The organism is Pseudomonas cyclaminis (assembly GCF_015163715.1).
Lineage (GTDB): Bacteria > Pseudomonadota > Gammaproteobacteria > Pseudomonadales > Pseudomonadaceae > Aquipseudomonas > Aquipseudomonas cyclaminis.
The window spans coordinates 16,383-37,926 of the sequence record NZ_JADDUM010000137.1; the positions used below are offsets into that span (position 1 = coordinate 16,383).

At 60.0% G+C, this 21,544-nt stretch carries 19 protein-coding genes and 1 pseudogene; 7 read left to right on the plus strand and 13 right to left on the minus strand.

The genetic code is table 11. From position 1 onward, the window contains the following. Window positions 1-31 precede the first annotated feature (31 nt). A complete protein-coding gene (locus IQK56_RS17365) occupies window positions 32-376 on the minus strand; it encodes a YggL family protein (RefSeq protein WP_016979277.1) in 345 nt (114 codons plus the stop codon). 237 nt (window positions 377-613) lie between these two features. Here IQK56_RS17365 and dacB point away from each other — a divergent pair, with 237 nt between their 5' ends. Continuing rightward, window positions 614-2,074, plus strand: a complete 1,461-nt coding sequence (dacB, locus tag IQK56_RS17370) for a D-alanyl-D-alanine carboxypeptidase/D-alanyl-D-alanine endopeptidase (protein ID WP_150676335.1) — start codon at window positions 614-616, stop codon at window positions 2,072-2,074. A 52-nt stretch (window positions 2,075-2,126) separates the two neighbouring features. On the opposite strand, the gene IQK56_RS17375 is transcribed toward dacB, so the two are convergent. Then, entirely contained in the window at window positions 2,127-4,526 is a 2,400-nt protein-coding gene (locus IQK56_RS17375; RefSeq protein ID WP_193863355.1) for a sensor domain-containing diguanylate cyclase, read from the minus strand. Window positions 4,527-4,663: 137 nt separating this feature from the next. Further along, window positions 4,664-6,931: a bifunctional 23S rRNA (guanine(2069)-N(7))-methyltransferase RlmK/23S rRNA (guanine(2445)-N(2))-methyltransferase RlmL gene (rlmKL, locus tag IQK56_RS17380; protein WP_099582693.1), complete on the minus strand. Its 2,268-nt coding sequence runs from the start codon at window positions 6,929-6,931 to the stop codon at window positions 4,664-4,666. A 532-nt stretch (window positions 6,932-7,463) separates the two neighbouring features. Here rlmKL and rmf point away from each other — a divergent pair. Beyond that, complete coding sequence (gene rmf / locus IQK56_RS17385; RefSeq protein WP_002553055.1) at window positions 7,464-7,679, plus strand: ribosome modulation factor; 216 nt, start codon at window positions 7,464-7,466, stop codon at window positions 7,677-7,679. A 123-nt stretch (window positions 7,680-7,802) separates the two neighbouring features. Here rmf and IQK56_RS17390 read toward each other — a convergent pair whose 3' ends face one another. From IQK56_RS17390 to sctC, 5 genes are all read right to left on the minus strand, one after another. Further along, window positions 7,803-8,822 (minus strand): quinone-dependent dihydroorotate dehydrogenase, encoded by a 1,020-nt coding sequence (locus IQK56_RS17390; protein ID WP_122306690.1) that lies wholly within the window; start codon window positions 8,820-8,822, stop codon window positions 7,803-7,805. Between the two features lie 86 nt (window positions 8,823-8,908). Next, a complete protein-coding gene (locus IQK56_RS17395; protein WP_191629755.1) occupies window positions 8,909-9,370 on the minus strand; it encodes a transglycosylase SLT domain-containing protein in 462 nt (153 codons plus the stop codon). Then, window positions 9,363-9,761: a winged helix-turn-helix domain-containing protein gene (locus IQK56_RS17400; protein WP_122306691.1), complete on the minus strand. Its 399-nt coding sequence runs from the start codon at window positions 9,759-9,761 to the stop codon at window positions 9,363-9,365. Before IQK56_RS17400 ends, IQK56_RS17395 begins: the two co-directional genes overlap by 8 nt. Window positions 9,762-9,914: 153 nt before the next feature. Continuing rightward, window positions 9,915-10,136, minus strand: a complete 222-nt coding sequence (locus tag IQK56_RS17405; protein WP_122306692.1) for a FliM/FliN family flagellar motor switch protein — start codon at window positions 10,134-10,136, stop codon at window positions 9,915-9,917. A gap of 15 nt (window positions 10,137-10,151) precedes the next feature. After that, complete coding sequence (gene sctC / locus IQK56_RS17410) at window positions 10,152-11,579, minus strand: type III secretion system outer membrane ring subunit SctC (RefSeq protein ID WP_193863363.1); 1,428 nt, start codon at window positions 11,577-11,579, stop codon at window positions 10,152-10,154. A 273-nt stretch (window positions 11,580-11,852) separates the two neighbouring features. Here sctC and IQK56_RS17415 point away from each other — a divergent pair, with 273 nt between their 5' ends. The 5 genes and pseudogenes from IQK56_RS17415 (at window position 11,853) to cobA (ending at window position 17,543) form a co-directional block, all read left to right on the plus strand. Continuing rightward, window positions 11,853-13,079: a CmpA/NrtA family ABC transporter substrate-binding protein gene (locus IQK56_RS17415; RefSeq protein ID WP_122306693.1), complete on the plus strand. Its 1,227-nt coding sequence runs from the start codon at window positions 11,853-11,855 to the stop codon at window positions 13,077-13,079. A gap of 13 nt (window positions 13,080-13,092) precedes the next feature. Beyond that, on the plus strand, window positions 13,093-13,668 hold the full coding sequence (locus IQK56_RS17420; RefSeq protein ID WP_112196449.1) for an ANTAR domain-containing response regulator: 576 nt from the start codon (window positions 13,093-13,095) through the stop codon (window positions 13,666-13,668). Between the two features lie 224 nt (window positions 13,669-13,892). After that, the gene (locus IQK56_RS17425; RefSeq protein ID WP_099582699.1) at window positions 13,893-15,104 is read left to right on the plus strand and encodes a nitrate/nitrite transporter; all 1,212 of its coding nucleotides are present in this window, start codon (window positions 13,893-13,895) and stop codon (window positions 15,102-15,104) included. Further along, window positions 15,104-16,773, plus strand: a pseudogene (locus tag IQK56_RS17430) (bifunctional protein-serine/threonine kinase/phosphatase). The gene IQK56_RS17425 and the pseudogene IQK56_RS17430 overlap by 1 nt, the downstream one beginning before the upstream one ends. Before the next feature lie 26 nt (window positions 16,774-16,799). Beyond that, on the plus strand, window positions 16,800-17,543 hold the full coding sequence (cobA, locus tag IQK56_RS17435; RefSeq protein ID WP_150676340.1) for a uroporphyrinogen-III C-methyltransferase: 744 nt from the start codon (window positions 16,800-16,802) through the stop codon (window positions 17,541-17,543). A 57-nt stretch (window positions 17,544-17,600) separates the two neighbouring features. Here the strand turns inward: cobA and IQK56_RS17440 are convergent, their stop codons facing one another. The 5 genes from IQK56_RS17440 to IQK56_RS17460 all read right to left on the minus strand — a co-directional run bounded on the left by IQK56_RS17440 (window position 17,601) and on the right by IQK56_RS17460 (window position 21,521). Then, complete coding sequence (locus IQK56_RS17440; RefSeq protein WP_122306696.1) at window positions 17,601-18,581, minus strand: OmpA family protein; 981 nt, start codon at window positions 18,579-18,581, stop codon at window positions 17,601-17,603. A gap of 107 nt (window positions 18,582-18,688) precedes the next feature. Further along, window positions 18,689-19,279 carry an RNA polymerase sigma factor SigX gene (sigX, locus tag IQK56_RS17445; protein ID WP_099582702.1) on the minus strand — a complete coding sequence of 197 codons (591 nt, stop codon included), beginning with the start codon at window positions 19,277-19,279 and terminating at the stop codon, window positions 18,689-18,691. A gap of 87 nt (window positions 19,280-19,366) precedes the next feature. Continuing rightward, a complete protein-coding gene (locus IQK56_RS17450; protein WP_003175519.1) occupies window positions 19,367-20,191 on the minus strand; it encodes a mechanosensitive ion channel family protein in 825 nt (274 codons plus the stop codon). 2 nt (window positions 20,192-20,193) lie between these two features. Beyond that, window positions 20,194-20,439 carry a hypothetical protein gene (locus IQK56_RS17455; protein ID WP_025854229.1) on the minus strand — a complete coding sequence of 82 codons (246 nt, stop codon included), beginning with the start codon at window positions 20,437-20,439 and terminating at the stop codon, window positions 20,194-20,196. A gap of 86 nt (window positions 20,440-20,525) precedes the next feature. After that, window positions 20,526-21,521 (minus strand): zinc transporter ZntB, encoded by a 996-nt coding sequence (locus IQK56_RS17460; RefSeq protein ID WP_193863344.1) that lies wholly within the window; start codon window positions 21,519-21,521, stop codon window positions 20,526-20,528. Window positions 21,522-21,544: the final 23 nt, after the last annotated feature.

Sequence of the window (21,544 nt, forward strand, 5' to 3'; positions counted from 1 at the left end):
CGCGACCCTCAGGTCGCCGTTTTTTTCAGTATCACTTAGCCGCGTTGATCGGCTTTTCCGGATACCACACGTCCAGCAACGGGCTGACTTCAGCCTTGGTCAGCTCGGAACGGGTTTTCAACCAGGCTTCGACGGCAGCACGCTGCTCTTCGGAGACCGAGCCACGCTTCTGCAGGCAAACCAGACCGAAGTCATCGCCGCCAACATAGCCAAGACCGTTGGCTTCCATGGCTTCTTTGATGAATGCTTCGAGGAAAGCGTCGATAGCTTCTTCACTCAGGCCTTCGTTGAAGTCCAGGTTCAGTTCGAAACCCAGCTCTTGAAATTCATCAACGCACAGTTTTTTGCGCAGACGCTGGGAACGGTTAGTCGCCATTGGAACAATCCTCATAAGTAATAACGGGCGGCACTTTAGCAGTTTAAGGCGGCGATTGCCCGACTCTCTGGGACAGGCGGTGCAATGCCTGCAAAAAAACGCCGATTTCCAGCGATGGTTCAGCTACAAGTGCGCTCACCTTGGGGCATAATGCCGACACTTTCATGACCAATGAGGGATTTTTCTTATTTACCCCTCGCCTTTTTCACCCTCCTCAGCAGTAGGGTTTTACTTCTTATGATCAAATCTTTGCGTTCAGTATTTTTTGCCGGTTTTATTCTGCCACTGGCTTTTTCCGTCTCCGCCGCCCCCGTCAACACCACCCTGCCGCCAAATGTCCAGCAGGCACTTGCCAAAGCCAAGCTGCAAAACACCGCCTTGTCCCTGGTCATGATTCCTCTGAATGGCCCCGGCACCCCCACGGTTTTCAATGCTGACGTCTCGGTGAACCCCGCCTCGACCATGAAGCTGGTCACCACCTACGCGGCCCTGGAAATGCTCGGCCCCAACCACCAGTGGAAAACCGAGTTCTACACCGACGGCACCCTCAGTGGTGGCGTGTTGCACGGCAACCTGTACCTCAAGGGCGGCGGTGACCCCAAGCTGAACATGGAAAAACTCTGGCTGCTGATGCGTGACCTGCGCGCCAATGGCGTGCAGCAGGTCACCGGCGACCTGGTGCTCGACCGCAGCTTCTTCAACCAACCGCAATTGCCTGAATTCAATGACGATGGTAACGACGAGAACAAACCGTTCCTGGTCAAGCCGGACGCGCTGCTGGTCAACCTCAAGGCGCTGCGCTTTGTGACCCGCAACGACTCGGGCCGCGTGATCGTGTCGGTCGAGCCACCCATTGCCAGCATCCGCATCGACAACCAGGTCAAAGTCTCCAACGCCAAGCAGTGCACCGGCGACGTGCGCTACAACCCGGTCACTGCCGCCGATGGCAGCATGACAGTGACCGTCAGCGGACAGTTGGCCGAAGGCTGCAGCTCGCAGACATACCTGTCGCTGCTCGACCATGCCACCTATACCGCCGGCGCCGTGCGGGCAATCTGGCAGGAACTGGGCGGCAGCATCCAGGGTCGTGATATCCAGGCACCCGTGCCCAAGGATGCCAAGGTGTTAGCCCGCGCCTTCTCGCCGGACCTGGCGGAAATCATCCGCGACATCAACAAGTACAGTAACAACACCATGGCCCAGCAGCTGTTCTTGAGCCTCGGCGCGCAGTTTCGCAACGATGCCGACGGTGATGATGCCAAGGCCGCGCAGCGTGTAGTGCGCCAATGGCTGGCGAAAAAAGGCATTACTGCGCCGCATCTGGTGATGGAGAACGGCTCCGGCCTGTCCCGTGCCGAACGGGTCAGCGCCCGTGAGATGGCTGCCATGCTGCAAGCCGCCTGGAGGAGCCCTTACGCGGCGGAATACATCAGTTCGATGCCAATTGCCGGCACCGACGGCACCATGCGCAAACGCCTGAAGACCACGGCCATGCGCGGCGAAGCCCACGTCAAGACCGGCACGCTGAACACCGTGCGCGCCATTGCCGGATTCAGCCGCGACAACAACGGCAATACCTGGGCGGTGGTGGCGATTCTCAACGATCCGAAGCCATGGGGTGCCTCGTCGGTGCTGGATCAGGTGCTGCTGGACCTGTATCGCCAGCCTAAACTGGCAGCGGCTGCGCCTGTGCTCTAAATAACGACATCGATCCAATGTGGGAGCTGGCTTACCTGAAAGCCCCTGTTAATCAAGCCCGAAGCCGCTCCGCTTCTACCCGATCCCTGCCCGCCTGCTTGGCCACATACACAGCCGAGTCGGCGCGCAGCAACAACCCGTCAATACCTTCATCGATCCGCCAACTGGCCACGCCAAAGCTGGCGGTGACGATGCCCACCGTTTCCATTGACTCGTTGCGCAGTGACTGCCACAACTCCATCGCCAAGCTATAGGCCTGCTCCCCATCCGTGTGGGGGCACAGCACCATGAACTCCTCACCACCCAGCCGGCAGAACACATCGGTGCGGCGCAAGCGTTCGCTGATGCGCTTGCACAACTCCTGTAACACCGTATCGCCGACCGCGTGGCCATGCTTGTCGTTGATGCGCTTGAAGTGGTCAATATCGAGCATGATCACCGACAACGCCCCATTGGTCCGATTGAGTCGCACCATTTCGGCCCTAAGGCGGTCCTGGAAGTAGCGGCGGTTGTGGATCCCGGTCAGTGAGTCAGTGATGGACAGCGCACGCAACTCCTCTTCAACCCGCTTCAAATCGGAAATGTCCGACACATAGCCATGCCACAGCGTACCGCCACCCGGTAATTCTTCCGGCGTGGCCTCGCCGCGAATCCAGCGCAACCCCCGTTGCGGCAACAGCACCCGGTATTCTTCGCGCCAATGGCTCAACTGCAACGCCGACAGGCGAATCGAGGCGCGTACCCGCTCCACGTCCAGCGGGTGGATGCGCTCGAAGGCCTTCTTCGCGTCCTGCTGCAACACCCCGGTTTCGATTTCATAAATGTCGCGCATGCCATCGCTGGCATAGATAAACCGCCAGTTTTCCTGGGGTTCAAGGGTGAACTGAAAGATCCCGCCGGGCACATGGGCGCTGAGTTTCTTGAGCAGCCGGTCGCGGGCCGCCAACGCTTCGTAAACCCGTTTCTGCTCGGTAATGTCCAGGTAGATCGCCAGGTGCCCGATCCACAAACCGTGATCATCCAGCAGCACAGTGGCCAGCATGTTCACGGTCAATTGGCTGCGATCCTCGCGCACCAAGGTCCATTCGCGGGCTTCGTGCAGGTTGTCGGGGCTCTCCACCAGCATCGCCTGGCTGGCAGGGATTCGCTTGCCCAGGGCCACGCTCAGGCTGGCAGCACGGGCTTCCAGTTCCGGCGCCAGGTGCAGGCTTTCCAGGGTCAATTTGCCCACAACCTGCTCGGCGCAGAACCCGAGCATCTGCTCGGCACCGGCGTTGAAGGTATTGATAACACCGCGCAAGTCGGTGGCAATGATTGCCACCTGGGTCGCAGCATTCAGCACGCTGCGCAATTGGCCGTGGGCAGCGCGCAACTCCTGCTCACGCACACGCAACTGCACAGTGCGCTGCTCCACCAGCTTCACGGCGCGCTGACGCTGACTGACCAGCACATAGAGCAAGGCGCTGAGCAACAGGCTGAGCAAGCCGCCCATGGTCAGGACGGTGGTCAGGGAGGAATGGTTGGACTGGTCGAACACCTGGCTCGGACGCAGGGTCAGGGCATACACATGGTCACCCAGGGTAAGGCGCCGCGCACCGAGCAGGTCGCTGCTTCCCACGGTATTGCCGGACTCATAGAGCACGCGCTTCTGCAGGTCGGAAGTGTCGACGATCTGCATCACCAGGTTGTCCCGTTCCGGCTTGGGCAAACCATCGGCCACTAACTGGCGCATGCTGATCACCGCCATCACGTAGCCAAAGGGCTCATTCTGGGACTGATCGGAAGTGGGCAGGTGGCTGACCGGCGCCACCAGCAACACACCGGTGGCGTAGGCAGGCTCGACGCCGACCAGTTGCATGGGCTGGGACACCGCCAGCTTGCCGCTCTTTTGTGCACGTTCAAGGGCTGAACGCCGCAGGGGTTGGGCCAGCAGATCAAACCCCAGGGGCGAACCCAGCAGGCTTTGGGTCTGACTGTAGAGCACCGGCACGTATTCATCGCGTTCGAGCGCCGGAGCCAGCTCACCGGCAGTATTCAATTCACGGATGACAAAAGACACGCCGCGCTGCTGGGACACCTCGTGTTCAAACTGGCTGCGCTGCTCGCGAAACACCCGCGGCGCCCAGGAGTAGGCACGGGTGCGCAACAGTAAAGGCTGGGCGAAACCATCGAACTCTTCGCGAGACACGTCGTCGGAATTGACGAAAAACCGCCGAAGGCTGTTGAGGCGCTGCTCCTGATCTTCGAAGCGTTCCTGCAGACGGGTATAGCGCTCGTTGACCAACAACTGAAAACGCTGGCGCACCTGTTGTTGATAGAGGTCCGAGGCCGCCCAGGCGACAATGAGCGTCAGCGCAGCGCCGGCCAGAAACACCACCAATGCCACCAGCCAAGCCGACGCCTGTTCACTGATAAAACCTAGTATTTTCGGGCGAACGGCTTGCATCGGCATAAGCAACACTCACAACGCCAGCGTGCGGGGGTGTCACTTTGGCTAGGCCTTAAGTTATAGCCATCGGCCCAGGGTTTGACCAGCGCAAAAAAGCCGCAAGACCGGAATAAACCAGGCTTGCGGCTTTAGGCTGTTGGTTATCCGCGAGCCGTGATTTTCCAGGCGCGGTGGATCTTGGCGTTGCGCGCAAAATCCGGGTCGAGGGTCTTGTCGCTGATTTCCTCGACGGCGTAGCGTTCGCTGAGGTTGTCTTCCAACACAAACTTGCGGAAGTTGTTGGAGAAATACAGCACGCCACCCGGGGCCAGGCGCGCCATGGCCAGGTCCAACAACTGCACGTGGTCACGCTGCACGTCGAAGATACCTTCCATGCGCTTGGAGTTGGAGAAGGTCGGCGGATCGATGAAGATCAGATCGAACTCATCACGACTGGCTTCCAGCCACGCCATCACGTCGCCCTGCTCCAGGCGGTTCTTGTCGGAGAAACCGTTGAGAGAGAAGTTGCGACGCGCCCAGTCCAGGTAGGTCTTGGACAGGTCGACGCTGGTGGTGCTGCGGGCGCCACCCTTGGCTGCGTGCACGCTGGCGGTAGCGGTGTAGCAATACAGGTTGAGGAAGCGCTTGCCGGCCGCTTCCTTCTGAATACGCATGCGCATCGGGCGGTGGTCGAGGAACAGGCCGGTGTCCAGGTAATCGGTGAGGTTGACCAGCAGCTTCACGCCACCTTCACTGACTTCAGTGAACTTGCCTTGGGCGCTCTGGCGCTCGTACTGCTTGGTGCCGCTCTGGCGCTCGCGACGCTTGACCACCACACGGCTCTTGTCGATGTTCAGCGCCTGGGGAATAGCCGCCAGGGCATCGAACATGCGTGCGGAGGCTTTTTCCGGGTCGATGGACTTCGGCGCGGCGTATTCCTGTACGTGCACCCAATCGTGGTAGAGGTCGATGGCCATGGAGTATTCCGGCATGTCGGCGTCGTACACACGGTAGCAATCCACGCCTTCACGCTTGGCCCACTTGCCCAGCAGCTTGAGGTTCTTCTGCAGGCGGTTGGCGAACATCTGCCCGCCTTCGCTCAGGCGCGCCTGCTCGACCACGGGGGCCGGGGCTGGCTTGATCGGATTGCCGTTCTTGTTGTACTGGCGCTCTTGTGGCTCGACCGGGGCCTGATCGTAAGCGGCTTGCTCACGTTCGGCCTGGCGCTGCTCCGGGGTGCGGCGCTCGCCGGTGACAAACTGGTCTGGGTTGACCTTGATCAGCAGCAGTTTGCACGGCAAGGCGCCGTTCCAGAACGAATACTGCTTGTGGCTGCGGATGCCCATGCGCTTGCCCAGGTCCGGCGCGCCGGTGAACACCGCCGCCTCCCAACCCATGCACGCCTGGCGCAGACGCTCGCCGAGGTTCTGGTAGAGGTACAACAGGCTGGCTTCGTCACCCAGGCGCTCGCCGTAGGGTGGGTTGCAGATCACCAGGCCTTTCTGGTTCTGGTCCGGGCGCGGCTCGAAAGTGCCGACTTCGCCTTGGTACACCTTGATCCAATGGCTCAGGCCAGCACGCTCGATGTTATTGCGCGCAGGCTGGATCAGCCGTGGATCAGCTTCGTAGCCACGCACCCACAGCGGGGTTTTGTTCATGCCGATGGCGGCACGTTCAGTGGCCTCGGTGTGCAGTTTCTTCCACAGCGCCGGCACGTGGCCGAGCCAGGTGGTGAAGCCCCACAGTTCGCGGTTGAGGTTGGGCGCCATGTCGGCGGCAATCATCGCGCCTTCGACCAGGAACGTGCCCACGCCGCACATCGGGTCGGTCAGCGCGCCGCCTTCGGCAGCGATGCGCGGCCAGCCGGCACGGATCAGGATCGCGGCCGCCAGGTTTTCCTTCAGCGGTGCTGCGCCCTGCTGCAGGCGGTAGCCGCGCTGGTGCAGGCTGTGGCCGGAAAGGTCGAGGGAGAGAATCGCTTCGCCACGGTCCAGGCGCAGGTGGATGCGCAGGTCCGGGTTGATCTTGTCGATGGACGGGCGCTCGCCGGTCGGGGTGCGCAGCTTGTCGACGATTGCATCCTTGACCTTCAGCGCGCCGAAGTGGGTGTTGTCGATGCCCGAGCCGTGACCGCTGAATTCCACGGCCAGGGTGCCGTCGCTGACCATATGGTCGGCCCACTCGATATCCAGCACGCCATGGTAAAGGTCTTCGGCGTCCTTCATCGGGAAGCGCTTGAGCACCAGCAGCACACGGTTGGCCAGGCGCGACCAGAGGCACAGGCGGTAGGCGGTTTCCATGTCGGCCATGCCGCGCACGGCCGAGGTGTGCTCGCGGGCTTCCTCAAGGCCAAGCCCGACGGCTTCCTCGATCAGCAGGCCTTCGAGGCCCTTGGGGCAGGTGAGGAAGAGTTCAAAACGGTCCGACATGGGGCAATCCAAGCTTTTCAGCAATAAATGAACGGGCGACGCATCGCCGGCTCGGTTTTCAATCAAGCACTTTTCTTGAAGAGTGCCCGCGTGGCACGAATGTGCCGTCCCACCCCGTCTGACGGGCCCTTAAGCCTTTATTGACGGGGCAGAGTGAATTTTTGAAGCAACAAAAAGAAATATTCCGACCCTTCGTCGAATAGTAACCGACCGCAACAGGGGGACATTCTCACTAAAGGATTAAACCTGTCCTCTTTGCAGGGTGCATCATAGCTGGCTTTGCCGCACAAATGGGGCGAAAAGCCATCCCAGCTTATGGCTATAGCATCGTTATCGTTACGTGCTTATGACAAAACGATCATTGAATCCATGTGACCTATTGGTTAGAACTCAACACAGGTTGGCGCCGTAACGACGTCGACACTTAGGCTCGCCACGCCGGCAGCGAGCCCACCAACGGCAGAAAAACTCTGCCCGGCCTCAGACGAGGCCGAAGGATATCAAGACAGTCAACAAGTGAGGGAAACACCCTATGAGAAGACTTAAGCGTGATCCGTTGGAAAGAGCATTTTTACGCGGATATCAATATGGCGTTCATGGCAAATCCCGTGAGCTTTGCCCATTTACTCTACCGTCGGTACGCCAAGCCTGGATCAACGGCTGGCGAGAAGGACGTGGCGACAACTGGGACGGTATGACTGGCACTGCGGGAATCCACAGACTCAACGAACTTCACGCCGTCGGCTAATCAAGGGCACTTAATTCCGACACCACCACGAATATGTAACGACTTAACCACGCACGTCCTATCCGGGCGGCGGGCTTCGGCCCAGGGGGCTCCTTTATGGAGCCCTTTTTAATGGGCGATCCTTCAACGCAATGCGGCGATGGCATCCACCGACTGACGAATCAGCGCCGGGCCCTTGTAGATAAAGCCGGAGTACAGCTGCACCAGGCTTGCGCCGGCGGCGATCTTCTCGGCCGCGTGCCTGCCTTCGGTAATACCACCCACCGCAATAATAGGCAGACGCCCGGCCAGCTCAGCAGCCAGCACCTTGACGATGTGAGTACTCTTGTCCCGCACCGGCGCACCTGACAAGCCACCCGCTTCATCGCCATGGGCCAACCCTTCCACGCCGACACGGCTGAGGGTGGTATTGGTGGCGATCACTGCGTCCATACCGGAATCCACCAAGGCCTGAGCCACAAGCACGGTTTCTTCGTCGCTCATGTCCGGGGCGATCTTGATTGCAAGCGGTACGCGCTTGCCATGGCGCAGGGCCAAGTCTTCCTGGCGCTGACGCAACGCTTCGAGCAATTGCTTGAGGGAATCACCGAACTGCAAGCTGCGCAGGCCCGGCGTGTTGGGCGAGCTGACGTTGACGGTGACGTAGCTGGCGTGGGCGTAGACCTTGTCCAGGCAGATCAGATAGTCATCGACTGCACGCTCGACCGGTGTATCGAAATTCTTGCCGATATTGATGCCCAGGATGCCCTTGTACTTCGCTGCCTCAACCCGCGACAGCAGGTGATCGACGCCGAGGTTGTTGAACCCCATGCGATTGATGATCGCCTCCGCTTCCGGCAAACGGAAAATACGCGGCTTGGGGTTACCCGGTTGCGGTCGCGGCGTCACAGTGCCGATCTCGACAAAACCAAAACCCAGTTGTGCAAAACCATCAATGGCCGCGCCGTTCTTGTCCAGGCCGGCGGCCAGTCCGACCGGGTTAGGGAAGTCGAGCCCCATTACCGACACCGGCATCTTTGCCGGGGCCTTGCATACCAGGCCATTGAGCCCCAGACGGCCACCGGCACCGATCAGGTCCAGGGACAGATCGTGGGAGGTTTCCGGGGAGAGTTTGAACAACAGCTGGCGGGCCAGGGTATACATGGGCGGGCTAGACTCGGATGGCGGCGAAAGGTGGCGGCGATTATAGCCGGGGTGACGGGGTGCACGCGAGGCGTGCCGCCCAAACGTCAATAACGCTGCTCTACCAAAGCCTCATAACGCCCCCAGACTTTTTCTGCATAGCGCATGCGCAGCGCCTCACGCAGTGGTCCGGGACCTGGCCCGACGTTGTAGGACCCCACCGCCGTCCAGTTGTAACCAAAGCGCTGGATGAACTCGACCAGGATCGACGCCGCCACTTCCACCGACAGGCAGGGTTCACTCAACAGCCGCTCTTCGGTGATGCCCTGCTTGAGCAAACGAGGCAAGTGGATGCTGTTGATCTGCATCAGGCCAATATCCCGGGTGCCATTACTGTTGGCGCGATTCACCGCGTCTGGGCGATAGCCCGACTCCACGGCAGCGATCGCTTGCAGCAACTCCGGTTCGATATCGTAGCGACGGGCGGTTTCCTCCCAGCAAAAGGCCAGCGCCTGATTGCTACTCATCAAGACCCCAAGCAACAGCACTGCGCGCCACACCTTACCCATGGTTGACTTGACCACAGGCCGAACACACATGCTCCAGCTGCCCGGTGCGACCTTGAACTGGCGACACGGCCCTCACCGGGCAGGTAAAGCGGTACCCTCGACCGTATATCGTCTTGATAAACCCCTTGTCTGCACCCAGGTGCTTGCGCAACGAATAAATGCACCGCGTCAGCGACTCTTCGGCGACGTCCCCCTGGGGCCAGGCCAGCTCCAGCAATTGGTCCTTAGTCATCAGCACGCCACCTGATACCAGCAGCAACCGCAACACATGCCACTCCTTGGGTGGCAACTGCACATCAGTGCCCTCGCCAGTGAGGCGACCATCGCCATGCAGGGTCCACTGGGAAAAAACTTGGGAAGTCACCGTCACCCCATCACTCACGACGGCCATATCTACCTCGGCATCCGACTACTGACATTGAAGTCCCTATTTCCACTACGGCTCTAGCGCCCATCTCACAACTATAAAAACCTGCCTTGCAGTCCACCGTAAGAAAAAGCCATGCATTCAGGATTTTTCAGAGCCTGTCCGTAGGACTTTTCTCTACCCGCCAGCGGCTCCCCACCCCTCGTAAACTTCATGCAGCTCAACCCCCAGCCGGTCCTCCAACTGCACCAGCTCACCCATGGCGAACAACAGGCCATCAACCCGTAACTCCACACAGTGAATAACCTCAGGCGCTAACGGCAACACCTTCCCAGACGCAAAGGCTGCCAGGCGCCTGCGACTGACCCGTTGTTCCTGTAGAAGAATTTCCAAATGCATGGGTTAACACCTTATTCACGGAGAGATATCGCGACCCGGACGTACAAATGCACGCTGCACACGCTCGTATTGAGCCGCCGTCAACGGGGGCGGACCAAGGCCTGATCCCGGCGACTTCAACTCGCTGTCCACGGCCCTCGCCTGAATTACAAACAGGCGCACCTTGGCGGACCCCGACGCTACCGCGCTACGGCCCGGCTCGCGAACCTCACGGCTAAACGCGCCCAGCCACAGGCGCTTGCCCTGTGGCACCCGCACCACGCTGCTGATACCCACCCGCCCGACCGCAGCCGGTTTGCCACCCTGCCCTGCTTCGCTCAGTTGGCGACTATCCTCAACGTGGAGCAGCATCTCGATCTGGTTCGCTTCGGCGAAACGCGGCAGCACGCTGACCTGTGCGCCATAACGTACGGGCCTCCAGTCGGCTGAGTCATCTCCGGGACGGGGCAGGTAAAAGGTGTGGTTGTCCTGAAACACCGCCGGCACGTTCTCCTGGGTGAGAATCACCGGTAACGTCGTCACCCTCGCTCTGCGCTGGCGCTCCAGAGTGGCGATTTGCGCCATCAGACGGTTATCGTCCAGCGGCGCCATAATTCGCGTGGCCTGAGTCTTGGCGTCCTTATCCCAGGCTGGGTCGAGCTTTTTCAGTTCGTCGCCATCGACATCCACCATCCATAACGAAACCTCCACAGACCGCTTGGGTGTGTCCAGTTCTGCCACCAGTCGCTCGATGACACTAAGCTGCGCAGGTTTGCCCTTGATCAGCAGGCTGTTGGTATCCGGGTAGGCGATTACGGCCAGACTCTTGTCTGCCAGCGGCCCCTTCTGTTCGGCCGCCAGTACGGTTTCGATCGTCGACGCGATTCCCGGCACGATGATCTTTTCGTTGCCCATCCCGTACTCGCGGTCTGCCACATGCGTATTGAGTACCTGCACCACTGCAAACGCCTGGGTGCCTACACTTAAATCGGCACGCTCGCGGTCCATCAATTGGGCCAGGTGCAACACGTGGTCGACATAATTCGGCGGGCCGGACACGTAAAACGTCCGTGCGCCCCTCACCCGCAGCGGATAGCGTGTTTCATCAATCCCGGCGCGACGCATGAGGCTGCGAAACCTGTCAACGGAGATATGCCGCAACGCCACTGCCGAGCTTTTTTCCTCACTTGCGTCATAGAGATAAAGCACCTGGCCATCGCTGTACCAGATCAAGCCGTATTGCAATGCAAGCGTCTCCAGCGCGTGTTGAGGCGTATCGAGGTCAATGAGCTCACTGATGCGCGTGCGCGCTACGTCACGGCTCACAACGATGGGGAGGCCTAAAGGCGCGGACAAGACTGTAAAGACGGTGTGCAAGCTTTCGTCCTGCGCCTGATAGGTCTCCCCCCAGGCACCGTTGCTGCCCAGCATCAATGCGGCAAGCAGAAACCAGAAGCGGGGCATCATTGCGGTGAAATCAGCGTACACCTTGGGTTTCCTGGCCGGTCTGGCAGTGAGAAGCGGCCATACTGAGAGGCCGCCCACTTTCAATCTTGATGGAAAGTTGACGGCCTACCGTCCTTGTCGGCCCGTGGCATGTGCCTTGCTTTGCACTCTGTATCAGAGCGCACTCCAACGGCGGAGCGGGCTTACGGACAAAGGCGTCGTTACCCGCAATGGCCTTGCATCGCCATCTGAGGGAACGACGCTTTTTTTTGAAAGAAAAGGTAGGTGTTGATGAACGATTCGGTAGGCAGCAGCCCGACGAACGACCCGCTGGCGTGGGTCAACGGCAGTGATGCTCCGGAAAAGAGCAGCCTCGACCTGGGCTTCATGGCTTTGAGCGATTGCGCCTCACTGGTGGTGGCCGCCACCCAGGGCTTCGCGCAACCCTACGGCCTGACACTCAACCTCAAGCGCCAAACGTCGTGGGCCAACCTGCGGGACAAACTGGTCAGTGGTGAACTGGACGCCGCCCACAGTCTGTATGGGCTGATCTATGCCGTTCACCTGGGCATTGGCGGCGTTGCGCCCACCGACATGGCCGTGTTGATGGGATTGAACCAGAACGGTCAAAGCATCAACCTGTCCCATGGCCTGCAACAGCAAGGAGTGGTCACTCCTGAGGCGCTTGACCGTCACGTGCACCAAAGCCGAACAAAACTGACCTTTGCCCAGACCTTTCCCACAGGTACCCACGCCATGTGGTTGTACTACTGGCTGGCGAGTCAGGGCATTCATCCGTTACAGGATGTGGACAGCGTGGTGGTACCGCCCCCGCAAATGGTCGCGCACCTGCAAGCCGGGCGCATTGATGGCTTTTGCGTCGGAGAACCCTGGAGTGCCAGCGCAGTTGCGCAAAATCAGGGTTTTACCCTGGCAACCACCCAAGCGATCTGGCCGAACCATCCGGAAAAAGTGCTCGGCTGTACCCAGGCCTTCGTCGACCAATACCCCAACACTGCCCGTGTGTTGGTCATGGCCATCCTCGAGGCCAGCCGTTTTATTGAAGAAAGTACCGAAAACCGGCGTTCCACCGCGCAATTGCTCAGCGGCCGCGAATACCTCGACGCGCCCCTCGACTGCATCGAACCCCGTCTGCTGGGTATTTATGACGACGGCCTGGGCAACCACTGGCAGGATCCCCATGCCCTGCGTTTTTTTGCCGGTGGCGAAGTGAACCTGCCGTACCTCTGCGATGGCATGTGGTTCATGACCCAGTTTCGACGCTGGGGCCTGCTGCGCGATGACCCTGACTATCTGGGCGTCGCCCGCCAGGTCCAGCAATTGGCGCTCTATCGCCAGGCGGCCGATGCCTTGGGCATCACCGCGCAAAGCCAGGACATGCGCAGCAGCCAGTTGATCGACGGCAAGGTCTGGGACGGCTCGGATCCCGTCGGCTACGCCCACAGCTTCCGGCTGCATGCCCTCGCCGACCACGCCAACCGCCAAGCCTTGCGCTGACAGGAGCACATCTATGCTGCGAATCCTGTTGATCAATGACACCCCGCGCAAGGTCGGGCGCCTGCGTACAGCACTGATCGAAGCCGGCTTCGAGGTGATCGATGAGTCCGGACTGACCATCGACCTGCCCGCACGCGTCGAAACAGTGCGCCCAGATGTAATTCTGATCGATACCGAGTCACCGGGCCGCGATGTGATGGAGCAAGTGGTGCTGGTCAGCCGCGACCAGCCCCGGCCGATCGTGATGTTTACCGATGAGCATGACCCGAATGTGATGCGCCAGGCCATCAAGTCCGGAGTCAGTGCCTACATCGTCGAGGGCATACAGGCCCAGCGCCTGCAACCCATCCTCGACGTGGCCATGGCCCGCTTTGAAAGCGACCAGGCCTTGCGCGCCCAGCTTCAGGAGCGCGATCAGCAGTTGGCCGAGCGCAAGCGCATCGAGTTGGCCAAAGGTATGTTGATGAAAATGAAAGCCTGCAATGAGGAAGAGGCCTATACCCTGATGCGCCGCCAAGCCATGAGCCGCCAGCAGAAACTGATCCAGGTGGCAGAGCAGATTATCGCCATGAGTGAGTTGCTCGGCTAAACACTCGTAGGAGGTTGGCGCAGGACTTGCTAAGTAATCATCACAGGTAACCAACGGCGGTTGCCCCTCCACGACAAAGACGTCGCACATCCGGTTTGCCCTCGCGAACCCGGTGGCGGCGTTTTTTCGTTTTGGCCCCAGCAGCACGGGGCCGGTGGGGCGGCCTTAGCCGGCTGTTCCATCACCAGGCCTTCTTACAAGACTCCCAACCGTTGAGGTGCGTGATGAAATCAAGCTTCTGGAAATCCGGGCACACCCCGACCCTGTTTGCCGCGTTCCTGTATTTCGACCTGAGCTTCATGGTCTGGTACTTGTTGGGCCCGCTGGCGGTGCAGATTGCCGCCGACCTGCACCTGACCACGCAACAGCGGGGCCTGATGGTGGCGACGCCGATCCTGGCGGGCGCTGTGTTGCGCTTCTTGATGGGCATGCTGGCGGACAAGCTGTCGCCCAAGACAGCCGGGCTGATTGGCCAGGTGATCGTGATCGTGGCGTTGTTCGGCGCTTGGAAACTAGGGGTTCACAGCTACGAACAAGCCTTGTTGCTGGGGCTGTTCCTCGGCATGGCCGGCGCATCCTTTGCTGTGGCGTTGCCGCTGGCGTCCCAGTGGTATCCAGCCGAGCACCAGGGCAAGGCCATGGGCATCGCCGGGGCCGGTAATTCGGGCACGGTGTTCGCGGCGTTGCTGGCCCCGGTGCTGGCGGCGGCGTTCGGCTGGAGCAACGTGTTCGGCTTTGCGCTGATCCCGCTGATCCTGACCCTGATCGTCTTCGCCTGGCTTGCAAAAAATGCCCCTGAGCGGCCAAAAGCCAAGTCCATGGCTGATTACTTCAAGGCCCTGGGCGACCGCGACAGTTGGTGGTTCATGTTTTTCTACAGCGTGACTTTCGGTGGGTTTATCGGCCTGGCCAGCGCCCTGCCCGGCTATTTCAACGACCAATACGGCCTGAGCCCCATGACCGCCGGCTACTACACCGCCGCCTGCGTGTTCGGTGGCAGCCTGATGCGCCCTCTGGGCGGCGCACTGGCCGACCGTTTCGGCGGGATTCGCACGCTGCTTGGCATGTACAGCGTCGCGGCCATCTGCATTGCGGCAGTCGGCTTCAACCTGCCCAGCTCCTACGCGGCGCTGGCTCTTTTCGTCTGCACCATGCTCGGTCTGGGCGCGGGCAATGGCGCGGTATTCCAGTTGGTGCCCCAGCGTTTTCGTCGTGAGATCGGCGTGATGACCGGCCTGATCGGCATGGCCGGCGGCATCGGCGGCTTCGCCCTGGCGGCGGGCATGGGTGCGATCAAGCAGAGCACCGGAAGCTACCAATTGGCCCTGTGGTTGTTCGCGAGCCTGGGCGTGTTGGCCTGGTTCGGCCTGCATGGCGTCAAGCGGCGCTGGAGGACCACCTGGGGCTCGGCAGCCGTGACCGCCGCGCGCGTCTGATGAGCCTGCAACTGAGCGTCGCCCACGCCAGCGCCATCGGCCCACGGGCGGAAAACCAGGACGCGCTGCGGGTGGTGACCCCCGCCGCGGAACTGGCGGCGAGCAAAGGCTACCTGTGCGCCCTGGCCGACGGCGTGAGCCAGTGTGCCGACGGTGGCCTGGCCGCCCGCTCTACCTTGCAGGCCCTGGCCCTGGATTACTACGCCACGCCGCAAACCTGGGGCGTGGCCCAGGCACTGGAGCGCTTGCTGCTCGCACAGAATCGCTGGCTGCAGGCCAATGGCGTGGTCAGCCGCTGCTGACCACCCTCAGTGCCCTGGTCTTTCGCGGGCAGCGCTTCACCCTGGCCCATGTCGGCGATTGCCGGGTGTATCGCTGGCTGGACGGCGAGTTGCAGCGCATCAGCGAAGACCATGTGTGGGAGCAGCCGGGCATGCAGCATGTGCTCAAGCGCGCGCTCGGCCTGGATCAGCATCTGGTACTGGATTTTCTCGACGGTCAATTGCGCGAGGGTGAGTGTTTCCTGCTGCTCAGCGATGGCGTGTGGGCGACCCTGGGCGATCACAGCATCAGCGCGATCCTGCGCGAACAAAGCGACTTGGACCTGGCGGTAAACACTCTGGTCAACGCCGCGCATCTGGCAGGTAGCCAGGACAATGCCAGCGCGCTGTTGGTGCGTGTCGACACCCTCGGCGAAGCCACCCTCGGCGATGCTTTGGTGCAGTTGCAGCAATGGCCCTTGCCACCGATGCTCAAAGCCGGGCAACACTTTGAAGGCTGGCAAGTGGACGCCGTGCTGGCGCAAAGCAGGCAGTCATTGTTGTACCGGGTACGCGACGCCCAGCAGCAACCCTGGCTGCTCAAAACCCTGCCCTTGAGCCGCGACGATGACAGCGACGCCGGCCAGGCATTGCTGTCGGAAGAGTGGTTTTTGCGGCGGGTCGCCGGTCGGGCGTTTCCTGAAGTCCATGCGGCCAGCGGGCGTCAGCATTTGTACTACGTGATGCGTGAATATCCAGGGCAGACCCTCGCCGAGCTGTTTCAGCGGCAAGGCCCGCTGCCCCTGGCGCAATGGCAGGGCGTGGCCGAGCGCTTGCTGCGCGCAGTGGGCATGCTGCATCGACGGCAGATTCTGCACCGCGATATCAAGCCGGAAAACCTGCTGCTGGGGGATGACGGTGAATTGCGCGTGCTGGATTTCGGTCTGGCCTACTGCCCCGGCCTTTCAGAGGACCGCGCCCATGTGCTGCCTGGCACCCCTAGTTTTATCGCGCCCGAAGCGTTTAATGGCGACCGTCCTACGCCGCAGCAGGATTTATACAGCGTAGGCGTCACCTTGTATTACCTGCTGACCGGGCATTACCCCTACGGAGAAGTCGAAGCCTTCCAACGGCCCCGGTTTACCCAGGCGGTCAGCGCCAGCCGTTATCGCCCCGACCTGCCGGACTGGCTACCGCTGAGCCTGGAACGGGCCGTGGCCGCTCAACCCGCACAACGCTACGAAACCGCCGAAGAGTGGTTGCGGGTATTGGAGCAGGCGGATCGCCAGGAATTGAGCATTCGCCCCCGGCCGTTGCTGGAGCGAGAGCCGTTGAAGGTCTGGCGAACCCTGGCGCTGCTGTCGATGTTGCTCAATCTGGTGCTCCTCTACTCACTCTTTCACAGCTGACGCAGTCTCAACGCGAGGGAAAACACATGAACGCAAAAGTCTGGCTGGTGGGCGCAGGCCCTGGCGACCCGGAGTTGCTGACCCTCAAGGCCGTACGGGCCATGAACGAAGCCGATGTGGTGTTGATCGATGATCTGGTCAACCCGGCCGTGCTGGAGCACTGCGCCGAGGCTCGCGTGATTACCGTGGGCAAACGCGGCGGCTGCCGTTCCACACCGCAGGACTTCATCCACCGCCTGATGCTGCGTTATGCCCGCCAAGGAAAATGCGTAGTTCGGCTCAAAGGCGGCGACCCGTGCATTTTCGGACGGGGTGGCGAAGAGGCTATATGGTTGCGCGAGCGCGGCGTCGAGGTGGAGTTGGTCAATGGGATCACCGCTGGGTTGGCGGGAGCGACGAACTGCGCGATTCCTCTGACGTTACGCGGTGTCAGCCGAGGCGTGACCCTGGTCACGGCGCACACTCAGGACGACAGCCGGCTTAATTGGCGTGCGCTGGCTGAGGGTGGCACGACATTAGTGGTGTATATGGGGGTGGCCAAGCTGGAGGAGATTCGCCAGCAATTGCTCGAAGGTGGGATGGCAGCGGATATGCCGGTGGCGATGATAGAAAATGCATCACTGCCCCAGCAGCGCGAATGCCGCAGCGAGCTGTCGCGGATGCACGAGGATGCCCATGCCTTCGCGTTGAAGAGCCCGGCAATCCTGGTGATCGGCAGCGTTGCCGCCACGGAGCAGGCTGCCCACTTTGCAGCAGAGGCCAGTGCCTGAGGCAAATTCCAGGCGAAAAAAAGCCCGGCCTGAGCCGGGCTTTTTTCTACTCAGTAATTACTGAGCTTGAGCTTCAACCGACGCTTCTACGCGACGGTTAACAGCACGACCTGCTTCAGTTGCGTTGTCAGCAACTGGGCGGGATTCGCCGTAACCAACAGCAGTTACACGGCTAGGAGCAACGCCGTCTTTAACCAGGACTTGCTTAACAGCGTCAGCACGACGCTGGGACAGCTTCTGGTTGTAAGCGTCTGGACCTACGGAGTCAGTGTGACCAGCAACTTCTACGTTGGTAGCTGGGTACTGAGCCATGAAGTCGGCCAGGTTTTTCACGTCGCCGTAGCTGTTAGGCTTAACAGTGGCTTTGTCGAAGTCGAACTTAACGTCCAGCTCAACACGAACAACCTGAGCAACTGGAGCTTCTGGCTCTGGAGTTGGCTCTGGAGCTGGTGCTGGGGTAGGAGCTGGAGCAGCTGCGCCAGCGTTACCGCCGAAGTTTACGCCCAGGCCGACCAGTGCGGAGTAGTCCCACTTGCCGTTGTCCAGACCGTAGTCAGCTTCAACACCGGCACGAGCGTACAGGTTGTTGGTGAAGTAGTACTTCACGCCAGTACCAACGGTAGCGAAGGTAGTCTGGTCGCGACCGCTGTGGCCGTCAGCTTTAACGTTGCCACGGCTCTGGTGGCCGAAACCGCCTTCTACGTATGGACGCAGGCTGTCAACGCCAGCTTGACCGAAGTGATACTGGGCAACCAGGCTGCCGGTATCGCCTTTGATCTTCTGGTTACCAGTACCGTCGTTCGAACGGGTGTGGTTGGTTTTGTCGTAGGACAGGTTCAAGGACAGGTCGTCGGTCAGGAAGTAACCGATGCGAGCGCCAGGATTGAAGCCGTCTTCGATGTGCTTGACGCTATCGTTGTACTGCTTCTTGTAGAACAGCTCGCCTTCAACTGCGCCTTGGCCTTGTGCCAGAACGCCGAAAGAAGTTGCGGCAATAAGAGAACCAATGGCCAAGCCCAAGGTGTTTTTCAGTTTCATCCGTTAAATCCCCATCTGGTGATTGTAAAGCAGTCCCACAAACCGGGGGACAACTCGGCGACAAGTCTAACAGAACTTGCCTACACGTAAGAGATATTTGCCACGCACTAAGTTTCAGTCTCGCCCGCAAATTTCTCACGTAATTTATCTAGAGCACGTTTGTAACGCATTTTTGTAGCACTCAAACCCATGTGCATGATGTCAGCGATTTCCTGGAATTCCAGCTCTGCGACAAAACGTAGCACCAGAATTTCCCGATCAATCGGGTTCACATACACCAGCCAGCGATCGAGCCCGCCCTTCTCCTCGGGTGCCGGCGCCTTCTCTTCGGTCGCCTCCTCAAGGGGGTCCAGACTCAGAGCGTCCATCAAGCGACGCTTTCGCCGTTCCTTCCGATACTGCGTGATGCACTCGTTGTACGTGATGCTGTACAGCCATGTCTTGAACTTCGATTTGCCCTCGAAGTTCTTCAGGCCGTACAGCACCTTTAGCATCACTTCCTGACAGACATCGTCCGCATCTCTATCGTTCCCTAAATACCTTGAACAAACGTTGAACAGAGTGCGTTGATACCTGCGCATCAATTCTTCGTACGCGCGAGTTACGTGAAACAGCTCCGTGTGCGAGCGCGCGACCAACTCCTCATCAGAGAGCTCACGGGGGTCGTAGCGCGTGGACAGCGTTTGGGCTTTATTCAAAACAAGTCGTGCCGACAGTCAGGTCAATGTCCGCTACAGCCCGGTCAGCCGGGTTTGCGGCGGCGTACATTAGCAGGGTTTGCCGGGTTAGCGGCTACTGACCTGCTGCTCCAGGAGAATCCGATTGGACAACGACACCAGGTCACCGTCATCGGTCAGCACTGTCGTCTTGACTGTGCCGATCTCTTCGATTTGCCCTTCGACCTCGCCTACACGCACCTGTTGCCCTACCTGATACAGCTCACGCACATAGATTCCCGCAAGAATCTGGCCGGCAATTTCCCGGCTTCCCAAGCCCATGGCCAGCGCAACGGCCAGACCAACGGTAATCAAAACGATCACAATCACATGGTTGAGCAGGTCAGTCTTGACCTCCAACTGGCTGATCGCGACCGAAATACTGATGATGATCACCAGCCCCTGAGCGATCCGCCCCAGGCCAGCAGCATAGTCCAGCCCCACGCCTTCGGCAGCGCCGCGCACCAGCCCATTGGCCAGTTGCGCCAGCAGAACACCTACCAGCAGCACCAGCGCACCGCCGAAAACCTTCGGCAAATACAGCGCCAGCATGTCGAGCGTAGCTGAAACTCGCTCAAGTCCAAGGGATTGAGCCGCAGAAACCAGAAAAATCAGCAAAACGAACCAATAAACGATCTTGCCGATCAACGTGGAGATCGGCACTTGCAGCCCGGCGCGCCCCAGCAGCTTGGTCAGGCCGGTGCCTGCCATCAGGCGGTCGAGGCCGAGTTTTGCAAGCAATTTGGACAACAGGGTGTCGAGCAGCTTGGCGACGACAAAGCCCAGCAATACCAGGACCAGCGCACCAAAGAGGTTGGGAATGAAATTCGCCACCTTGGTCCACAATGCGGTCATCGCGGTGACCAGGCTCTGGGTCCAGAGATCAAGTTCCATATTCAATCAGCCTTATCAGCAGTGCGAGCAAGAGGTTTACGACGAGAAACAGGCGATACGTGGGCCGAACCGTTGTTCAGGGCCATCATCAATGCCGGCACCCAGCGGCCGAGCAGACCGAACAGGTCACCCGCGCCCACCTGGCGGTTAGCGGTTTTCAACACGCGGCCCAGGCAGGCATCGTCGTCGCGGTTGGACGGCGAGGCATTGAGCATGTCACGTAAAGACTGTTCGAACGGATCGTGCATATAGACCTCTCGCAAGTGATTTAAAAGACGAGGGTAAAATTCCTGGGGTCACATATGACCCTTCCTACGTTCAGCTGATATTCAGCTCAAACCCAGCGCAATCGTCGAAACAGCCACCATTGTCCGAGCGCTACCGACACCATCAACAGGCACGCCACCATGAATCCGTAAGGGCTCCCGGAGAACGGTATACCGCCCACATTTATACCCAGCAGGCCCGTCAAAAAGCTCATCGGCAGGAAGATCCCGGTGATGATCCCGAAGCGGTACATGGTGCGGTTCATGCGCACGCTGAGGCGTCTATCTTCGGCCTCCAGCACAAGCCCCACGCGCTCGCGGGTCAATTCGAGCTCTTCCAGATAGCGAGTCAGGCTGTTGTTCAATTCGTTCCAGTAGTCGGCATCGTCGTCGCAGAACCACGGCAATTTGATCCGAGTCAGCTGGGCAAAAATATCCCGCTGCGGCGCCAGAAACCGTTTGAGCCCGGCCGCTCGCCGGCGTATCTGCAGCACGCTGCCGTGCTCCGGGGTGTACCGTTCGTCGGTATCGAGTTTTTCTTCCTCGGTATCCACGATTTCAGACAGGTCCGTGACCAGATCCTGCACCTTATTGGTCAGGTACTGCGCCATATAAAGGATGAGTTCGGACGCGGTTTTCGGCCCCTTGCCCTCTGCCAGTTGCACCAGCAGTTCATCGGTAGCCCGCAACGGGCGAAGACGCAGCGAAATCACACGGCTGGAGGCAGCGAAGATACGCACCGAAACCATGTCTTCCGGCTCCGCGCCGGGGTTGAGGTTAACCCCACGCAGGAACAGCAGCAGCTCGGCCTCCGGCAGCGGCAACAGGCGCGGACGGGTGTTTTCCTCCAGCAACAGGTCGCAGGCGAATTCGCTCAGGCCACTGGATTTACGCAGCCAGGTCTGCGTTTGCGGGTGGCTGCGATCCCAATGCAGCCACAGGCTTTCCTGAGGCTGCAGTTGCAAGTCATCCAGCTCAGTCCGGGCAATCGAACGCGCACCGCCTTTACCGTCCAGCACCAGGGCATGCACCAGGCCCCACTGCGCGTTTTCTTCCTCGAACATCCTCACCCCGTCGTTTATTGCGG

Bases quoted from the DNA above. Each gene is read 5' to 3' on its own strand.
- IQK56_RS17365 (WP_016979277.1), bottom strand. From the start codon at position 376: ATGGCGACTAACCGTTCCCAGCGTCTGCGCAAAAAACTGTGCGTTGAT.
- dacB (WP_150676335.1), top strand. From the start codon at position 614: ATGATCAAATCTTTGCGTTCAGTATTTTTTGCCGGTTTTATTCTGCCA.
- IQK56_RS17375 (WP_193863355.1), bottom strand. From the start codon at position 4,526: ATGCCGATGCAAGCCGTTCGCCCGAAAATACTAGGTTTTATCAGTGAA.
- rlmKL (WP_099582693.1), bottom strand. From the start codon at position 6,931: ATGTCGGACCGTTTTGAACTCTTCCTCACCTGCCCCAAGGGCCTCGAA.
- rmf (WP_002553055.1), top strand. From the start codon at position 7,464: ATGAGAAGACTTAAGCGTGATCCGTTGGAAAGAGCATTTTTACGCGGA.
- IQK56_RS17390 (WP_122306690.1), bottom strand. From the start codon at position 8,822: ATGTATACCCTGGCCCGCCAGCTGTTGTTCAAACTCTCCCCGGAAACC.
- IQK56_RS17395 (WP_191629755.1), bottom strand. From the start codon at position 9,370: ATGGGTAAGGTGTGGCGCGCAGTGCTGTTGCTTGGGGTCTTGATGAGT.
- IQK56_RS17400 (WP_122306691.1), bottom strand. From the start codon at position 9,761: ATGGCCGTCGTGAGTGATGGGGTGACGGTGACTTCCCAAGTTTTTTCC.
- IQK56_RS17405 (WP_122306692.1), bottom strand. From the start codon at position 10,136: ATGCATTTGGAAATTCTTCTACAGGAACAACGGGTCAGTCGCAGGCGC.
- sctC (WP_193863363.1), bottom strand. From the start codon at position 11,579: ATGCCCCGCTTCTGGTTTCTGCTTGCCGCATTGATGCTGGGCAGCAAC.
- IQK56_RS17415 (WP_122306693.1), top strand. From the start codon at position 11,853: ATGAACGATTCGGTAGGCAGCAGCCCGACGAACGACCCGCTGGCGTGG.
- IQK56_RS17420 (WP_112196449.1), top strand. From the start codon at position 13,093: ATGCTGCGAATCCTGTTGATCAATGACACCCCGCGCAAGGTCGGGCGC.
- IQK56_RS17425 (WP_099582699.1), top strand. From the start codon at position 13,893: ATGAAATCAAGCTTCTGGAAATCCGGGCACACCCCGACCCTGTTTGCC.
- cobA (WP_150676340.1), top strand. From the start codon at position 16,800: ATGAACGCAAAAGTCTGGCTGGTGGGCGCAGGCCCTGGCGACCCGGAG.
- IQK56_RS17440 (WP_122306696.1), bottom strand. From the start codon at position 18,581: ATGAAACTGAAAAACACCTTGGGCTTGGCCATTGGTTCTCTTATTGCC.
- IQK56_RS17450 (WP_003175519.1), bottom strand. From the start codon at position 20,191: ATGGAACTTGATCTCTGGACCCAGAGCCTGGTCACCGCGATGACCGCA.
- IQK56_RS17455 (WP_025854229.1), bottom strand. From the start codon at position 20,439: ATGCACGATCCGTTCGAACAGTCTTTACGTGACATGCTCAATGCCTCG.
- IQK56_RS17460 (WP_193863344.1), bottom strand. From the start codon at position 21,521: ATGTTCGAGGAAGAAAACGCGCAGTGGGGCCTGGTGCATGCCCTGGTG.